We start from the raw sequence: 16,167 nt of genomic DNA on the forward strand, positions 1-16,167 counted from the left end.
GGTTCTTAACGCCTGCGCGACGATTGCGTGAGAGTGTGATGCACCATGTGGAAGCATCGTCTCAGCGCCATTGGCGGCGAATTCGTCTCGGTCGCGCGGGAAGCGGCGTTCCAGCAGGAGCGCCTGCCCGAGACCCTGCGCCATGCCCGGCTGGTCTTCCTCTGCGGCCTTTTCCTCAACACGCTCTTTCTCCTGAGTGACTGGCGCTTTGCGGGTCAGACCCATTTCTGGGTCGCCGTACCGGCCCGTGGCGGCGTCATCCTGATCTCGCTCATCTGTTTGCTGGCGACCCGGAACGTCGCCAGCTTCGGCAGGCTGCAGGCCGTCATGGTGACGTGGGAGATCATCGTCGCCGGCTGCGTCGCGGTCCTGTGCTCGTCGCGGTCCGACATCGCGCTCTTCGTCATGCTCCTGCTGCCCGCGATCTACATGATCGTCGTGCCGACGCGCTTCTTCTGGAGCGTGGCGAGCAGCGCGCTCGCGTCGGTTGCGCTCACGGCGGGCTATCTCCTGCCCGCGCCCCTGTCCTCCACGGCGTTTGGAGTCTGCCTCGCGGTGCTGGTGTCCAACATCGCGATGCTGCTGTTCGTGGTGCGGTCGAACCGCCTCAGGCGTCTGGAATGGATGGCGACCCAGGCCGAGCGCCGTGCCAACACGGAACTGGCGGAAAGCCGCCGCCTGTTCGAGACCATGTTCAAGGCGGTGCCGATCCCGATCGTGGTGTCACGCCGAGACGACGGCCAGATCGTGGATGCCAACGACGCCGCCAACCGCTTCTACGGGCTCGACGACGGTGAAGACCTGACACAATACAGGACGCGCGATCTCCTCGACGGGGATGCCCGCCGCCTGATCCAGGCGGAACTCGACAGGACCGGCACCGCCGACGAGATCGAGATCAGCACGGGAGCCCAGGGGCGGGTGCGACGGGACGCCATGCTGTCGGCGGTCACCGTCGAGATGGACGGGTCGACCCGCATCATTTCCAGCCTCGTCGACATGACGAGCCGCAAGGCGGTGGAAGAGCGGATTCGCCTCGCTGCCCAGCGCGACGTCCTCACCGGCCTGCCGAACCGTGCCCTGTTCCAGACCACCCTCGATGCGGCTCTGAGCCGGGCAGAGGCGTCGGGAGAGCGCATCGGCCTCATCCTCATCGATCTCGATGCGTTCAAGGAAGTGAACGACACCCTCGGCCACGAAGCGGGCGACGCGGTGCTCAAGGAGGTCGCCCGGCGTCTCGGCAAAGCCATAGGCGAACGCGATCTCGTCGCCCGTCTCGGAGGCGACGAGTTCGTCATCATCGCCCCCTGCGAGAAGGACCGTCACCAGCCGAGCCGGCGTATCCATGCCCTGTCACGGGCGATCCTCGATGTCCTGAAGCCGGCGATGGCGGTATCGGGGCGCGTGGTCTCGCTCCGCGCCAGTCTCGGCCTCGCCCTCTACCCGGAACACGCCGCCAATTCGACCGACCTCTTCACCAACGCGGACCTCGCCCTCTACGCGGCCAAGGCGGCCGGACGAAACCGCGCGACGCTCTTCGTTCCGGCGCTCCGGGCGGATATCGAACATCGCGTGTCCGTCGCCCGCGAGATGAGGTCGACCCTCGAAGTCGGCGGCCTGATTCCCTATTACCAACCCAAGATCTGCCTCGCCACGGGCCGGATCATCGGCTTCGAGGCCCTGGCGCGGTGGCAGCATCCCACCCGCGGCCTCCTCTCGCCGGCGAGTTTCTCGACGGTCTTCGACGATGCCGAGATCGGGATCGCGGTCGGCCATGTCCTCGCGCGCCAGATCTTCGCCGACATCGCGGGGTGGATCGCGAAAGGATACGATCCCGGCCGGGTGTTCCTGAACCTGTCCTCGGCGCAGTTCGCGCAGGACAACCTCGCCGAATGCCTGATCGCCGATCTCTCCGCGGCGGGGCTCGCCCATGACAGGATCGGCGTGGAGGTGACGGAGACGGTGCTCCTCGGCGGCCATGGAGACCGCGTCTCGGCGATCCTCTCGGACTTGCACCGCGCCGGCGTCCGCGTCGCGCTGGACGATTTCGGAACCGGTTACGCCTCCCTCACCCACCTGAAGCAATATCCGGTGGACGAGATCAAGGTCGACCGCAGCTTCGTGCGCGACCTCGAACGAGACCCCAACGACGCCGCCATCGTCACGGCGGTGGTGCAGCTCGGCCAGAATCTCGGCCTCGACGTCACTGCGGAGGGCGTCGAGACCGAGGCGCAGGCGGAATTCCTGCGCGGGCAAGGCTGCGCCTATGCGCAGGGCTACCTGTACAGCAAGCCCATGCCGCAGAGCCGGGTGCCGTGGTTGCTCAACAAGCACAGCGGCAGGGCCGCCTCCCTGGGAGCGGCGGTCTCCGCCGAGCTCAAATTCGCCTGATCAGGCGTCGACCTGATCCAGCGCCTGGGCGATATCGGCGATCAGATCCTCGACGTTTTCCAGTCCGATGGACAAGCGTACCGTCTCCGGCCCGACCAGGGCCGCCGCCTTGTCGGCCGCGCTCAGCTGGCGGTGCGTCGTGGTGGCCGGGTGGATCGCCAGAGATTTGATCTCGCCGATATTCACGAGGTGCGAGACGAGCTCCAGGCCCATGATGAACTTCACGGCCGCCGGCTCTCCGCCCTTCAGCGCGAAGGTGAAGATCGAGCCCGGCCCATCGGGCACGTAGCGGGCGGCGAGCTCTTCGCCCTTCTGGCCGGGCAGCGCCGGATAGCTCACCCATTCCACCGCCGGATGATCCTTGAGGAAGGCGGCCACCGCCTTGGCATTCTGGCAATGCCGCTTCATCCGCAGGGGCAGGGTCTCGATGCCGGTGAGCGTCAGGAAGGCGTTCATCGGCGATAGGCCGGGGCCGAGATCGCGCAGGCCGAAGAGTCGACAGGCGACCGCGAAGCTGAAATCGGGGAAGCGGTCGGAGACGACCAGCCCGTCGTAATCGGCCCAGGGCTCGGTGATGAGGTTGTAGCGCCCCACGGCCGCCGGCCAGTCGAACGTGCCCGCGTCGCAGATGATGCCGCCGATGGTCTGGCCGGACCCGCCGAGGAACTTCGAGGTGGAGTGGAACACGATGTCGGCCCCGTGCTCGATCGGCCGGATCAGGGCCGGGGAGGCGAGGGTGTTGTCCACCACCAGGGGCAGGTTGTGCCGCTTGGCGACCTCGGCGATGCCGGCGATGTCCATCACCGTGGCGCAGGGATTGACGATCGACTCGCAGACGATGGCCTTCGTCTGCGGCGTGATCGCGGCCTCGAAATCGGCGGGCGTCAGGCCCTTGGCGAAGAGCGGCTTGAGGTCGTAGCGCGCATCGAGCCGGTTCATCAGCCCCAGCGAGCCCCCGAACAGGCGCGGCGAGGCCACATAGGCGTCCCCGCTCTTCATCAGCGTCATCAGCACGAGGAGCAGGGCGGACTGGCCCGAGGAGACGGCCACGGCCGCCTTGGCGCCTTCCAGCGCGGCGACCCGGCGCTCCAGGGCGGCGACCGTGGGGTTCGAGCCGCGCGAGTAGGAGAAGCCGGTGCGCCGCATGGCGAAGATGTCGGCGGCCTGCTCGGTGGATTCGAACACGAAGCCGTTGGTGAAGTAGATCGGCTGGACGCGCGCGCCCGTGGCGGGGTCGGGTGCCGCGCCGGCATGGACGGCCTGGGTGGCGAAGCGGAGCGGGCGGGTCTCGGTGGCCATGATGGGCGTCGCGATCTTCGAAAGAGGTGGCGGGGTCAGGCAGCGCGCCTGGCGAAGGCCCGCAATGTCCGGACCAGGGTGTTGGGCGCGTAGGGCTTCGGGATGAAGCGCGCGCCCTCGGGCATGTCGTGCGGGCCGGGCGTGCCCATGCCGGAGACGACGAGGACGGGGATCGTCGGCCAGCGATGGGCGACGAGGCGGGCCAGCGCGAACCCGTCCATGGAGCCCTGCGGCATGTCCACGTCGGTCATCATCAGGTCGATCTCCTCGTTGCGTTCGAGGATGGTGAGCGCCTTGTCGGCCTGCGGCGCTTCGAGGACGCGGAACCCCGCATCGACCAGGGTATCGGCCGCCTCCATCAGGAGGAGGCCGTCGTCTTCCACCAGGAGGATGACCGGGGGCTCGCCGGAAGTCTCGAAAGGATCATGCGTCATGCAATGCGAACGATCTCGATGGGGGATTGGTTCGCGGGGTAGTCCCGACGCCGCCGAGGGTCAACCCGGGGGCGCCGGGCTGGAGACGCGCCCAGGCCTGCCAGCAAAATCAAGCGCTTAACGCCGCGTCGAGATCCTCGATCAGGTCGGCCGGGTCCTCGATGCCGATGGAGAGGCGCACCACTTCCGGCCCGGCCCCGGCGGCAGATTTCTGCGCGTCGGTGAGCTGGCGGTGGGTGGTGGAGGCCGGATGGATCACCAGCGAGCGGGTGTCGCCGATATTCGCCACATGGGAGAACAGCTGGAGATTGGACACCAGCTTCACGCCGGCCTCGTAGCCGCCCTTGAGGCCGATGGTGAAGACCGATCCGGAGCCGAGGGGCGTGTAGCGCCGGGCGAGCTGGTGATACTTGTCGGTCTCCAGCCCCGGATAGCTCACCCATTCCACCGCCGGATGGGCGTTGAGATGGGTCGCGATCTCCAGCGCGTTGTCGCAGTGGCGCTGCATCCGCAGGGGCAGGGTCTCGATGCCGTTGAGGATGAGGAAGGCGTTGAACGGCGAGAGCGCGGGCCCGAGATCGCGCAGACCCAGCACCCGGATGGCGATGGCGAAGCCGAAATTGCCGAAGGTCTCGGAGAGGACCATGCCGGAATATTCCGGGCGCGGCTGCGACAGCATCGGATAGCGGTCGTCGCCGGCCCAGGCGAAGGTGCCGCCGTCGACCACGAGGCCGCCGATGGAATTGCCGTGGCCCCCTAAGAACTTGGTGGCCGAATGCACGACGATGTCGGCCCCGTGCTCGAAGGGGCGGATGAGGTACGGCGTCGCCATGGTGTTGTCGACGATGAGCGGGATGTTGTGGCGCCGGGCGATCACCGACAGCGCGGCGATGTCGGTGATGACCCCGCCCGGATTGGCGATGGATTCGCAGAAGATCGCCTTGGTGCGCGGCGTGATGGCCCGCTCGAACGAATCCGGGTCGTCCGTATCGGCCCAGACCACGTTCCAGCCGAAGCTCTTGTAGGAATGGTTGAACTGGTTGATCGAGCCGCCATAGAGCTTGTTGGCCGCCACGAACTCGTCGCCCGGCTGCATCAGCGCGTGCATGGTGAGGAACTCGGCCGCATGGCCAGAGGCCACCGCCACGGCGGCGGTGCCGCCCTCCAGCGCCGCGATGCGCTCTTCCAGCACCGCATTGGTGGGGTTGGTGATGCGCGAATAGATGTTGCCGAAGGCCTGCAGCCCGAACAGCGAGGCGGCGTGGTCCACGTCGTCGAACACGAAGGACGTGGTCTGGTAGATCGGCGTGGCCCGCGCGCCCGTGGTGGCATCGGGAGCGGCGCCGGCATGGATCGCCAGCGTGTTGAAGCCTGGGATACGGTCGGTCATCACTTACTCCGGGGGCCGGCGGGCACGCACTGGATGTCGTTCTAGCGCCTGTGCCGGGCCAGACGGAAGAGGAGCCACATCCCCGTTCCGCTTAAACGAACAGAAGTTCTTTATGGCGGACGATGCGCGCGGGTCAAGGGTGAGTGGTGTCGCGAGCGGTGCATCGCCTCTCCCCGCCGGGCGGGGAGAGGGACGCGTCTCCCCCTCGTCGGGGAGCGCGTCGAGGCGGCAGCCGAGGGTGAGGGGGTGCGTCCGGAAGAGCACCACTCGGCGATACCCCCTCACCCTCGCTCCGGCTTCGCCTGCGCTCATCGCGGACACAACGAGGTGTCCACGATCCTCTCCCCGCCCGGCGGGGAGAGGGGGGAGGGCGCGCACCCCCGGCACGATCCTGCACGAATTCGCATGGCACTCGGCCCCGCCTGCGGTTATAGCGCCGCACATGCTCCAGCCCGCTCCGCCCCCTTCCGTTCCCGCCGCGCGGATCCTCATCGCCAGCTTCGTCGGCACGGCGATCGAGTTCTACGATTTCTACGTCTACGCTACGGCCGCCGCCCTGGTGATCGGGCCGATCTTCTTCTCGGCCGACGATCCCTCGGTGCAGACCCTGGCGGCCTTCGCCACCTTCTCCATCGCCTTCATCGCGCGGCCGCTGGGGGCGGCGTTCTTCGGGCATTTCGGCGACAGGGTCGGGCGCAAGGCGACGCTGGTGGCCTCGCTGATGATCATGGGCCTCTCCACCGTGCTCATCGGCTGCCTGCCGACCTATGCCACCGCCGGATGGTGGGCGCCCTTCGCCCTCTGCGTGCTGCGCTTCGGCCAGGGCATCGGCTTCGGCGGCGAATGGGGGGGTGCTGCCCTGCTGGCGGTGGAGAACGCCCCGCCGGGGCGACGCGCCCTCTACGGCATCTTCCCGCAGCTCGGCGCGCCGGTGGGCTTCATCACTGCCAATCTGGGCTTCCTCGGCCTCGCGCTGGCCTTGAGCCCGGCCGATTTCCAGGCCTGGGGCTGGCGCATCCCGTTCCTCGCCTCCGCCGTGCTCGTCGGCGTCGGGCTCTATGTCCGCCTGAAGCTCACAGAGACCCCGGTCTTCAAGGCCGCCATGGAGAAGGCACCGCCCGAGCGGGTGCCGCTCGCCACCATCTTCACGAAATACATCAAGGCGACGCTGCTCGGCACCTTCGCCATGGTGGCCTGCTACGCGGTGTTCTACCTCTCCACCGTCTTCGCGCTCAGCTACGGCGTCTCGAAACTCGGCTTCGACCGCCCGACCTTCCTGCTGTTCGAATGCGTCGCCGTGCTGTTCATGGGCTTAGGCATCCCGCTCTCGGGCTGGGCCGCCGACCGCTACGGCCGCCGCCCCGTCCTCCTCACCGGCCTCGCCTTCACCGCCTCGCTCGGCCTGCTGCTCGGCCCGATGCTGGGAAGCGGGCAGGGCGGCCTGGTGCTCGGCTTCCTCTGCCTCGGCCTCTTCGCCATGGGCTGGCTGTTCGGCCCCATGGGCGCCCTGCTGCCCGAGCTCTTCCCCACCCGCGTCCGCTACACGGGCGCCTCGGTGACCTACAACCTCGCCGGCATACTGGGCGCCTCCGCCGCGCCGTATCTGGCGCAGCAGCTGAGTGAGTGGGGCGGGATCGGTTGGGTTGGGCTGTATCTGGCCGTGGCGGCTGGGGTTAGCTTTGTGGCTGTGGCGTTGATGGAGGAGACGGGCGGGATGGAGAATTTATCTCGCCACAATTAGCTGCGGAGGAATTATCCTATCGATATGTAAGGAAGAGGGCTTAAAGTTTTCATTTTTCGAAGCTCTTCGTAAGCCCTAAAAGCACGATCCAATCTTTGACCAGTAGCCTTGCTTGGCTTACGACGCCGAGTCTCCTCCCAGGGATTACCCTCGACTTTATCTCCAATACCTTCAATCACATAAAAATAGGCGGCCGTCGCAGCCAGTTCAAGCTCCACGGCATCAATGCGCTTCGCTTCTTGTATAAAGTTCTTTCTGTCTTGATCACTATCATTATCACTTCCGGCGACAGTATAGATCGAATATCGCCCACCCCAATCAGCTACACGTTCTTCCTCAACAACAGGACCCAAGACGACTGCGATCTCCATCGCCTGAGCGAGCTCTTCGCTATAAGGTCCATAGTGGCGATACTCGAAAGCGAATTCATCTCCGAAGCCGGCCAGTTGCGTTAAAAAGGCGATCTTCTGGAGTCGGGTACGCCCAACAAGCTCTCCTCCAGCGTCCTGAACGATGCGGGCCGCGGCCAAATGCGGATCACGACTAGGCATCGTTGCACTCCTCAATCTTTGTTCTCATTATGTTCCACACAATCTCGCTGGCTTCAACGTCATCTCGGAACACATATGCCCTGCAAAGATTAAAAGATTCCGCATTCCCGATGATAGGAGAAAGATCAGCCATGTCCTTAGATCTACCATCTCCAAGTCGAATTAAGATTTGATTAAGAGGCGTCTTTGAGTCCTGAAACCGCTTGTAAGGATGTCGAACGTATTGGTCTAACATAATTCTAGAACTGTCTCCGTACTTCTCAATGTTGATTTCTCTGAGTGCAGCGGCAACACTATCGCAAGTCAACTTTACTCGAGCCTGCCGCTGGTCGCGCTTTTCGCCAGCCTTTTGCGGCAGTTCTGACTCAACGTGTTGCCGCACATCAATGCAACGAGTCAAACGGCGTTCACTTAGAGCATGCGCTAGTTTACGGACATCTTCATCGCCCGATTCGGCAAGCATAGGAAGCGCGCCCCAAAAAACAGTGTCATCTAATGCCGTTGCCCGACTTAGATTCCCTGGCTCCGCAATAAATCGAATTATTGGGTGGTTTATAGGCAGACCCGTTTTATCAATGTTCCCATCATTAGTCAGCTTAACAATACGACGTATCATAGCCTGAAATACTACTTCGGCGCCCCTAGTAGCTTTGTGTAGATAAACATTAGGATATAGATGAAATAATGCCAGAACATAACTTTCAGCAGTTTGCGCTGCTTTCGGGCCAAGGACTAACGTTTCGACCGTGCCGGTACTTGTTTCATCAGAACCGGTTGGGACCTCTGCAACTTCAAGATTTGATAAAAGCCAAGTTGGATCGACTCCGCTACTCTGAACGCCCGTCATCAATCGGTCGCGTTGCATATAGTCCAATCGATCAGCATCAAACTGACTAGATACAAGCGATCCGTAAAGATCGATTGGTATTTCCTGAGCTATTATATCAGCAACGTTTCCAGAATAGCCTTTTCCAAGCTCTTTGTTAAGTATTTCTCCAATCTCACTATCGCGAATTAGCTGCTGGCTTACATCTTCGTGTTTTGCCATCGGCCATTTAAATTCTTTACCAACAGACTCGAAGGCGTGACTAAACATCCCATGCCCGACATCATGCAAGAGCGCTGCGGCAAGCGCAAACTGGGCTTGCTGCTGCTTAAATTGCTGATCATGCGATGCAACGTACCTCTCGATAACTCGCATTAGCTGACGAGCTGTATGAAAAACCCCAATACTATGAGCGAAGCGCGTATGTGTGGCGCCCGGAAAAACAAATTCTGAGAACCCAAGCTGCCGAATGCGGCGAAGTCGCTGAAATGGTCGAGTTTGAACAACCTGCCATAACGTGCTCTCGAATTGACTATTGTCAAACTCGATCAGATTGTGAACTGGATCGCGAAGTCTCTGAGATTTTGGCTTTGGCATCTGCTGCGACTATTAGCCTACAAGACAAAAAGAATTAGGTCACCAAGCTCACATACGTCGCGCCTGCGCGAATCGCCGTGAGAGAACAACCATAGATTGATACTCGGAAAATGCTAATACTATTCCGGTCTCACATAGAATTTTTTTAAAAACTACATGGGGGAAGCAAGCTTATACACGAGCCTATCTCAAGCTTTCACCCCCTCTCAATCGTCAGCCTTTGCACCCCCTTCCCCCCCAAAACCGGCCGCTTCGAACTCAAGATCCGGGAATTCACCCCGGTCCAGCCGATCTCACCCGAGATCCGCCCGTACTCGATCTTGGGGCAGCGGTTCATGATCACTTGGATGCCCGCCGCCTCGGCGCGGGCGGCGGCCGCGTCGTCGCGGACGCCGAGCTGCATCCAGACGATCTTCGGCAGCACCGGCAGGGCCAGGGCCTCGTCGACGAGGCCGCCGGCGGCCTCGGAATTGCGAAAGATCTCGACCATGTCGACGGGGCCGGGGAGGTCGGCGAGGCGGGCGGCAACGGGCTTGCCCAGCAGCATCTGCCCGGCGAGGCCGGGATTGACCGGGATCACGTCGTAACCGCGCGAGAGCAGGTATTTCAGCACGATCCAGCTCGGCCGGGCCGGGTTCGCGGACGCGCCCACGAGGGCGATGGTCTTCGTCTCCGTGAGGAGCCGGCGGATCAGCGCATCGGGATAGCGGTCGTGCCGGGAAGGATCATGGCGGACGGCGACGGGGTCGGTCATCGGGACTCTTGCGTGACGGGCTCATAGACTTGTCCGTCATCGCGCCCCGTGCTGCAAGGCGAGCCATGACGACTGCCATGAGCCTGCCTGAGACCATCGCCTTTCTGGAGCGGGACTTCCCGCAGATGAACCATGACGGGCCGGCCTTCCACCTCGAATCGGTGGGTCCGCTCGCCGCGCGGATGCGGCTCGACCATCACGAGCGCTTCCTGCGCCCCGGCGGCACCATCTCCGGCCCGGCCATGATGGCGCTCGCCGATTACGCCCTCTACGCGGCGATCCTCGCCAATATCGGCCCGGTGGGCCTGGCCGTGACGACGAACCTCTCCTTCAATTTCCTGCGCAAACCCGGCCCCACCGGCCTCGTCGCCGAGGCCACGCTCCTCAAGCTCGGCAAGCGCCTCGCGGTGGGGGAGGCGCGCCTCTTCGCCGCCGGCTCGGACGACCTCGTCTGCCACGCCACGGGGACGTATTCGATCCCGCCGGAGCGGTGATCGGCCGCCTCACCCTCCCCCCTCTGCGGGGGAGGGTGCCTGCGGAGCAGGCGGGAGAGGGGGCGACCTCTCCGGAAATGGCGCTCCCCTCTCCCGACCCGCATTCGCGGGCCACCCTCTCCCGCAGAGGGGAGAGGGGTTATCCGTTGCGGTATCCTGATACCTCAGCCCCGAAATGCTTCATCCGCTTACGGTTTTTGCCGATTCCGCTCACCCGAAATGCCTTGACGACTCATCCGCAGCCCCGTATTGCAGCCTCCAACGCCGCTGCGTGTCTCACGTGGCGGCGCATCGTTTTGCAAGACATCATACGGAACGCCACGGGATGAAGACCTTTTCTCTGAAGCCCGCCGACGTCGACAAGAAGTGGATCATCGTCGATGCGGAGGGTCTGGTCGTCGGCCGGCTCGCCACCATCATCGCGATGCGCCTGCGTGGAAAGCACAAGCCTTCCTACACGCCCCACGTCGATTGCGGCGACAACGTCATCGTCATCAATGCCGAGAAGGTGAAGTTCACCGGCCGCAAGCGCGAGCAGAAGGTGTACTACCACCACACCGGCTACCCGGGCGGCATCAAGGAGCGGACCGCGAAGTTCATCCTCGACGGCCGGTTCCCCGAGCGCGTGGTCGAGAAGGCCGTTGAGCGCATGCTCCCCCGTGGACCGCTGTTCCGCCAGATCATGGGCAACCTCCGGGTCTACAAGGGCACCGAGCATCCCCACACCGCCCAGCAGCCGCAGGCGCTCGACGTCGGCAGCCTCAACCGCAAGAACGTGAGCGCTTGATCATGGCGACCCTCCAGTCCCTCTCCGACCTGAACCGCGCCAACGTCGAAGATCCCGAGAACGCGGCCCCCGTCCACGTTCAGAAGCTCGACGCCCAGGGCCGCGCCTATGCCACCGGCAAGCGCAAGGACGCGGTCGCCCGCGTCTGGATCAAGCCCGGCAACGGCACCGTGGTGGTCAACGGCCGCACGGTCGAGACCTACTTCGCCCGCCCCGTGCTGCGCATGATCCTGCGCCAGCCGCTCACCATCGCCAACCGCGTCGACCAGTACGACATCACGGTCACGGTGCATGGCGGCGGTCTCTCCGGCCAGGCCGGCGCCGTCCGTCACGGCCTGTCCAAGGCGCTCACCTATTACGAGCCCGAGCTGCGCGCGCCCCTGAAGCGCGAAGGCTTCCTGACCCGCGACAGCCGCGTGGTCGAGCGCAAGAAGTACGGCCGCAAGAAGGCTCGCCGCAGCTTCCAGTTCTCGAAGCGCTGAGCGTTTCGGTTCTCTCGAGTTTTGGAAAGGGCGGCCTCGTGCCGCCCTTTTCGTTTGTCGCGACACAGTCCGAAGGTCTCTCGATGCCCAACGTCTTCCGGCGCGTTCACGCCCCCGTCGTCAGCGCGGTCACGCTCTGCCTGTCGAAGGCCGACGGCGAGGTGAAGGGCGAAGTGAAGCTCGCCGACGGACGCCAGTTCAGCACCACCGGGGTGCTTCCCATCGCCCAGGCCTTCGGCATCGCCGTCCACGTGGCCAACGAGGGCGGCATGGAAATCGTGGTCATCGATCCGCAAAGCGCCTGGAAGCCGAGCTGGGGAACGCTCGAGGGTTAGAGATTCGCGCCAAGCCCCGTCGCGTACCGGTCGAAAGGGGGGTCCGATTCCGCTCGAAAGCCGTCGCCATTCCGGTGGAATCGCCCTAGTTTCGGGGCATGAGCGAGCCGACGACACCCACCTTCGACCCCCGCCCCACCCGCGCCGACCCCGATGACGACCCCCATCTCTGGCTCGAAGAGGTGGAGGGTGAAGACGCCGTCGCCTGGGTCGAGGCGCGCAATGCCGAGACGCTGGCGCGCTTCACCGACCCTGTCATGGAGCGCGACCGCGAGGCGGTGAAGGCCATCCTCGACCGGCCTGACAAGATCCCCCTCGTGTCACGGCGCGGCCATCTCCTCTACAACATCTGGCGCGATGCCGAGCATCCCCTCGGCCTGTGGCGGCGCACCGACGAAGCCTCCTACCGCGCCGGCACCCCCGCCTGGGAGACCCTCCTCGACATCGACGCGCTGGCGAAAACCGAAGGCGTGGATTGGGTTTGGGGCGGCGCGACGCTCATCCCCGGCACCCATGACCGCGCCCTGCTGAAGCTGAGCCGGGGAGGGGGCGACGCCACCATCCTGCGCGAATTCGACCTGCCGACGCTCAGCTTCGTCGCCGACGGTTTCACCCTGCCCGAGGCGAAGGGCGGGGCCGATTGGCTCGACCGCGACACGCTGATCCTGTCCAGCGCCCTCGGCGAGGGCATGGCCACCCGCTCCGGCTATTCGCGCACGGTTCGGCTCTGGACGCGCGGCCAGGACCCGCTCGCGGCCACCATCCTGTTCGAGACCGCGCCCGAGAATATGGGCCTGTGGGGCGAGGTCGACCACGCCGCGCCCTCCGAGCGCGTGGTGTTCATGGAGCGCACCGGCTTCTTCGACGGCATCCTGCATATCGGCGACCGAACTGGGCCGACCCACCGCATCGACGCCCCCACCGACGCCGAAATCTCCCTCCATGGCGACCATCTCGTCATCCGGACCCGCTCGGACTGGAGCATCGGCGGCGCGCTCCACGTGCCCGATACGGTCCTGGCCATCGGCCTACCGGCCTTCCTCGACGGGGATCGCGCCTTCACCGTGTTGTGGACGCCCTCCGACCGCAGGGCGCTGCAGAACGTGTCCTGGGCCGGGCCGCGCCTCATCGTCGACGCCCTCGACGATCTGCGCCCGTCCTACAGCGTGTTTGAACCAGAGGAGGGCGGCTGGAAGCGCCTCGGCCTTCCGGGCCTGCCCGAGATCGGCAGCGTCTCGGTCTGGCCCTTCGATTCCGAGCCGAGCGAGTCGGACGGGTCGCTCCTCGCCATGGTTCAGGATCCGCTGACGCCGCCGACGCTGCTGTCGATCCCCGGCGACCTCTCGGCTCCCACCATCCTGCGCACGACGCCATCGGCCTTCGACACCAAGGGGTTGACGATCACCCGCCACGAGGCCGTCTCGGTGGACGGCGAGCGCATCCCCTACGTCCAGGTCGGCCCCGCCGGAGCGAGCGGTGACACGCCCGTGCATCTGTCAGCCTATGGCGGCTTCCAGATCTCGCTGCTTCCCACCTACCAGGCCGTGCTCGGCAAGCTCTGGCTGGAGAAGGGCGGCATCGGCGTCGTCGCCAACATCCGTGGCGGCGGCGAGTTCGGCACCCGCTGGCATCAGGCCGGCCGGCGCGAGGGTAAGGCGCTGGCGCATGACGATTTCGCGGCGGTGGCGGCGGATCTCGTGGCGCGCGGCATCACGAAACCCCAGCGCATCGCCGCGCAGGGCGGCTCGAATGGCGGCCTCCTCATCGCCAACATGCTGACCCGCTACCCCGAGCGCTTCGGCGCCCTGTTCTGCACGATCCCCCTCATCGACATGCGGCGCTATTCGAAACTCCTGGCGGGCGCGAGCTGGATCGCCGAATACGGCGACCCCGATGTGGAGGCGGATTGGAGTTTCCTCGGCGCCATCTCGGCCTATCACACGGCCGAAGCGGGCAAGCCCTATCCCCCGATCCTCATCGCCACCACACGACGGGACGACCGCGTCCATCCGGGGCATGCCCGCAAGATGGCGGAGAAGCTGCGCCATCTCGGCTACGACCCGGCCTTCTTCGAGCCGGCGGCCGGCGGCCACGGCTATGGCAAGGACAATTCCGAGACGGCCGCTTTCCTCGCCCTCGGCATGGGATTCCTCCGGCAGACCATCGGCTGGGTTCCGGAGGAGGGCTGACCGGTCAGGCGTCGCGCAGGCGCATCCCGTCGCGGATCACGTAAGCGCCACCGGCCGCCGCCATGATGGCGAGCGCATACCAAGTCAGCGCGTAAACGAGGTGGTTGTCGCTGAAGGCGACCACGGTGAGCCCGCCCACGGGATACCCGCCGGGATTGGGCTCCGCATCGGCATCGATGAAGTAGGGCGCGGTCGGGCCGAGGCCACGCGAAGCGGCGATGGCCGCCACATCGCGTGAGTACCAGCGATCGGCAGCGGGGTCGTTGCGGCGGAGGAAACCGCCACCGGGCTCGGACAAGCGCAGCAGACCAGTGACGCGGCCCTCACCCGCCCGCCGACCGATCTCGCGGGTCGCGGCATCGCGCATCTGCGCCGGAACGAAGCCGCGATTGACAAGGATGGTGGAACCATCGGCCCCCACCAGCGGCGTCATCACCCAGAAACCGCCGCCGAGTTCCGTGACCGCCTGGACCAGGGTCTCCCGGTCATATGCGAAGGTCCCGGTGGCGACGACGCGCTTGTAGGCGTCTGTCCCGACATCGAGCGCGGGCCAGTCCGCGCGCCCTGGGGCGGGGACCGGATCGGCTTGGATCCTCGCGTCGACCCGGGCGATCAGGTCGTGCTTCCACGCGCGGCGCTGCACCTGCCATGTCCCGAGTGCCGCGAAAGCCACCACGACCACGAGTGTCAGGACGCCGACCGCGACAAGCGTCGGCGTCGCGCGTCGCGAGGATCTCCCCGTATTCATCGAAGCGGGTCGGCACAAAATCCATGGCCCCGCCGCGGATTTCGCATCCGGGACGGGGCCATGGGCTTCCGATGTCGCATCGTCTGTCTAGCGAACAGGATACCGTTCCGGGGCGATGCGCTAATGGTGCTGATGGAGGCTGGTCGGCGTCATCGGCATCATGTTGGTGTTCAGATGATACATCACCCAGACGGAGCCCGTGAGCGTGATCACCACGAGCGTCAGGGTGAAGATCAGCGCCAGGATCGTCCACCCACCCTCGGACTTGGTGTTCATGTGGAGGAAGTAGACCATGTGGACCACGATCTGCACCACGCCGAAGCCCATGATGACAAGGCCCGTGAGGCGGGGGTTTCCAAGCACATCGCCCATCACCAGCCAGAACGGAATGGCGGTGAGGATGACGGAGAGCACGAAGCCGGTGACGTAGCCCTTGAAGGAGCCATGACCGCTCTGGTCGCCGTGGCCCTTCACGTCCTCTTCATGGTCAGCGGCATGGGCGGACTGGCTGGCGGCGCTCATTGCAGCACTCCCATGAGATAGACGAAGGTGAAGACGCCGATCCAGATGACGTCGAGGAAGTGCCAGAACATCGACAGGCATTGAAGGCGCCGCTGGTTCTCCGGGATCAGGCCCTTCCGTTCGGTCTGAACCATTAGGACGATGAGCCAGACGAGGCCGAGGGTCACGTGCAGGCCGTGGGTGCCTACCAGCGTGAAGAACGACGACAGGAAGGCGCTACGCTGGGGTCCGGCGCCCTCATGGATGAGGTGAGCGAACTCGTAGAGTTCGAGCCCGATGAAGGCGAGGCCGAACAGGCCGGTCACGCCGAGCCAGAGCTGCATCCGCCGTTGGTCGCCCTTGGCCATCTCCAGCATGGCAAAGCCATAGGTGATGGAGGAGAACAGCAGCATCGAGGTGTTCAGCGCCACCAGCGGCAGGTCGAACAGGTCCTTCGGGGACGGACCCGCCGCATAGTTGCGACCGAGAACGGCGTATGTGGCGAACAGAGCCGCGAAGATGAGGCAATCGCTCATCAGGTAGATCCAGAAGCCGAGCATGGTGCCGCCTTCGGGATGGTGATCCTCCTCCATGTAGAAGGAGGGTGCCTCGCCGTCCTTGGCGAGGGTGGGGGAATGCGACGCCATG

Annotated in this window: 16 protein-coding genes; 7 read left to right on the plus strand and 9 right to left on the minus strand. The window is 64.8% G+C overall.

All coding sequences use genetic code 11. The features are described 5' to 3' along the window. Positions 1–45: 45 nt before the first annotated feature. Positions 46–2,391, plus strand: coding sequence for a putative bifunctional diguanylate cyclase/phosphodiesterase (locus tag ASF08_RS10260; protein WP_056144502.1), 2,346 nt, complete (start codon positions 46–48; stop codon positions 2,389–2,391). Here ASF08_RS10260 and ASF08_RS10265 read toward each other — a convergent pair whose 3' ends face one another. From ASF08_RS10265 to ASF08_RS10275, 3 genes are all read right to left on the minus strand, one after another. Beyond that, positions 2,392–3,690: an O-acetylhomoserine aminocarboxypropyltransferase/cysteine synthase family protein gene (locus ASF08_RS10265; RefSeq protein ID WP_056144508.1), complete on the minus strand. Its 1,299-nt coding sequence runs from the start codon at positions 3,688–3,690 to the stop codon at positions 2,392–2,394. 35 nt (positions 3,691–3,725) lie between these two features. Then, positions 3,726–4,124, minus strand: coding sequence for a response regulator (locus ASF08_RS10270; protein WP_056144511.1), 399 nt, complete (start codon positions 4,122–4,124; stop codon positions 3,726–3,728). 109 nt (positions 4,125–4,233) lie between these two features. Beyond that, complete coding sequence (locus ASF08_RS10275) at positions 4,234–5,514, minus strand: O-acetylhomoserine aminocarboxypropyltransferase (protein ID WP_056144514.1); 1,281 nt, start codon at positions 5,512–5,514, stop codon at positions 4,234–4,236. 442 nt (positions 5,515–5,956) lie between these two features. Between ASF08_RS10275 and ASF08_RS10280 the strand changes: the two genes are divergently transcribed. Beyond that, positions 5,957–7,255 carry an MFS transporter gene (locus tag ASF08_RS10280; RefSeq protein WP_056144518.1) on the plus strand — a complete coding sequence of 433 codons (1,299 nt, stop codon included), beginning with the start codon at positions 5,957–5,959 and terminating at the stop codon, positions 7,253–7,255. An 11-nt stretch (positions 7,256–7,266) separates the two neighbouring features. Here ASF08_RS10280 and ASF08_RS24695 read toward each other — a convergent pair whose 3' ends face one another. From ASF08_RS24695 to ASF08_RS10290, 3 genes are all read right to left on the minus strand, one after another. Then, complete coding sequence (locus ASF08_RS24695) at positions 7,267–7,806, minus strand: hypothetical protein (protein ID WP_156629529.1); 540 nt, start codon at positions 7,804–7,806, stop codon at positions 7,267–7,269. Further along, on the minus strand, positions 7,799–9,229 hold the full coding sequence (locus ASF08_RS23975; protein ID WP_082473146.1) for an HD domain-containing protein: 1,431 nt from the start codon (positions 9,227–9,229) through the stop codon (positions 7,799–7,801). Before ASF08_RS23975 ends, ASF08_RS24695 begins: the two co-directional genes overlap by 8 nt. Positions 9,230–9,425: 196 nt before the next feature. After that, positions 9,426–9,983, minus strand: coding sequence for a CoA-binding protein (locus ASF08_RS10290; RefSeq protein WP_056144524.1), 558 nt, complete (start codon positions 9,981–9,983; stop codon positions 9,426–9,428). Between the two features lie 77 nt (positions 9,984–10,060). On the opposite strand from ASF08_RS10290, the gene ASF08_RS10295 reads away from it, so the two are divergent. The 5 genes from ASF08_RS10295 (at position 10,061) to ASF08_RS10315 (ending at position 14,270) form a co-directional block, all read left to right on the plus strand. Further along, entirely contained in the window at positions 10,061–10,477 is a 417-nt protein-coding gene (locus tag ASF08_RS10295) for a PaaI family thioesterase (protein ID WP_443136811.1), read from the plus strand. A 325-nt stretch (positions 10,478–10,802) separates the two neighbouring features. Then, the gene (gene rplM, locus ASF08_RS10300; protein WP_018042797.1) at positions 10,803–11,264 is read left to right on the plus strand and encodes a 50S ribosomal protein L13; all 462 of its coding nucleotides are present in this window, start codon (positions 10,803–10,805) and stop codon (positions 11,262–11,264) included. A 2-nt stretch (positions 11,265–11,266) separates the two neighbouring features. After that, positions 11,267–11,746 carry a 30S ribosomal protein S9 gene (gene rpsI, locus ASF08_RS10305; protein ID WP_026175762.1) on the plus strand — a complete coding sequence of 160 codons (480 nt, stop codon included), beginning with the start codon at positions 11,267–11,269 and terminating at the stop codon, positions 11,744–11,746. 83 nt (positions 11,747–11,829) lie between these two features. Then, positions 11,830–12,081 carry a hypothetical protein gene (locus tag ASF08_RS10310; RefSeq protein ID WP_056144529.1) on the plus strand — a complete coding sequence of 84 codons (252 nt, stop codon included), beginning with the start codon at positions 11,830–11,832 and terminating at the stop codon, positions 12,079–12,081. 98 nt (positions 12,082–12,179) lie between these two features. Continuing rightward, positions 12,180–14,270, plus strand: a complete 2,091-nt coding sequence (locus ASF08_RS10315) for a prolyl oligopeptidase family serine peptidase (RefSeq protein WP_056144533.1) — start codon at positions 12,180–12,182, stop codon at positions 14,268–14,270. Between the two features lie 4 nt (positions 14,271–14,274). Here the strand turns inward: ASF08_RS10315 and ASF08_RS10320 are convergent, their stop codons facing one another. From ASF08_RS10320 to cyoC, 3 genes are all read right to left on the minus strand, one after another. Continuing rightward, complete coding sequence (locus tag ASF08_RS10320) at positions 14,275–15,018, minus strand: SURF1 family protein (protein ID WP_056144537.1); 744 nt, start codon at positions 15,016–15,018, stop codon at positions 14,275–14,277. A 120-nt stretch (positions 15,019–15,138) separates the two neighbouring features. Then, on the minus strand, positions 15,139–15,540 hold the full coding sequence (gene cyoD / locus ASF08_RS10325) for a cytochrome o ubiquinol oxidase subunit IV (RefSeq protein ID WP_018042802.1): 402 nt from the start codon (positions 15,538–15,540) through the stop codon (positions 15,139–15,141). Then, positions 15,537–16,166: a cytochrome o ubiquinol oxidase subunit III gene (gene cyoC / locus ASF08_RS10330; RefSeq protein ID WP_056144540.1), complete on the minus strand. Its 630-nt coding sequence runs from the start codon at positions 16,164–16,166 to the stop codon at positions 15,537–15,539. The genes cyoD and cyoC overlap by 4 nt, the downstream gene beginning before the upstream one ends. Between the last annotated feature and the right edge of the window lies 1 nt (position 16,167).

This window comes from Methylobacterium sp. Leaf85, from assembly GCF_001422125.1.
Taxonomy (GTDB): domain Bacteria; phylum Pseudomonadota; class Alphaproteobacteria; order Rhizobiales; family Beijerinckiaceae; genus Methylobacterium; species Methylobacterium bullatum.

Coding starts and splice junctions, on each gene's coding strand:
- ASF08_RS10260 (WP_056144502.1), top strand. CDS start 46: ATGTGGAAGCATCGTCTCAGCGCCATTGGCGGCGAATTCGTCTCGGTC.
- ASF08_RS10265 (WP_056144508.1), bottom strand. CDS start 3,690: ATGGCCACCGAGACCCGCCCGCTCCGCTTCGCCACCCAGGCCGTCCAT.
- ASF08_RS10270 (WP_056144511.1), bottom strand. CDS start 4,124: ATGACGCATGATCCTTTCGAGACTTCCGGCGAGCCCCCGGTCATCCTC.
- ASF08_RS10275 (WP_056144514.1), bottom strand. CDS start 5,514: ATGACCGACCGTATCCCAGGCTTCAACACGCTGGCGATCCATGCCGGC.
- ASF08_RS10280 (WP_056144518.1), top strand. CDS start 5,957: ATGCTCCAGCCCGCTCCGCCCCCTTCCGTTCCCGCCGCGCGGATCCTC.
- ASF08_RS24695 (WP_156629529.1), bottom strand. CDS start 7,806: ATGCCTAGTCGTGATCCGCATTTGGCCGCGGCCCGCATCGTTCAGGAC.
- ASF08_RS23975 (WP_082473146.1), bottom strand. CDS start 9,229: ATGCCAAAGCCAAAATCTCAGAGACTTCGCGATCCAGTTCACAATCTG.
- ASF08_RS10290 (WP_056144524.1), bottom strand. CDS start 9,983: ATGACCGACCCCGTCGCCGTCCGCCATGATCCTTCCCGGCACGACCGC.
- ASF08_RS10295 (WP_443136811.1), top strand. CDS start 10,061: ATGAGCCTGCCTGAGACCATCGCCTTTCTGGAGCGGGACTTCCCGCAG.
- rplM (WP_018042797.1), top strand. CDS start 10,803: ATGAAGACCTTTTCTCTGAAGCCCGCCGACGTCGACAAGAAGTGGATC.
- rpsI (WP_026175762.1), top strand. CDS start 11,267: ATGGCGACCCTCCAGTCCCTCTCCGACCTGAACCGCGCCAACGTCGAA.
- ASF08_RS10310 (WP_056144529.1), top strand. CDS start 11,830: ATGCCCAACGTCTTCCGGCGCGTTCACGCCCCCGTCGTCAGCGCGGTC.
- ASF08_RS10315 (WP_056144533.1), top strand. CDS start 12,180: ATGAGCGAGCCGACGACACCCACCTTCGACCCCCGCCCCACCCGCGCC.
- ASF08_RS10320 (WP_056144537.1), bottom strand. CDS start 15,018: ATGAATACGGGGAGATCCTCGCGACGCGCGACGCCGACGCTTGTCGCG.
- cyoD (WP_018042802.1), bottom strand. CDS start 15,540: ATGAGCGCCGCCAGCCAGTCCGCCCATGCCGCTGACCATGAAGAGGAC.
- cyoC (WP_056144540.1), bottom strand. CDS start 16,166: ATGGCGTCGCATTCCCCCACCCTCGCCAAGGACGGCGAGGCACCCTCC.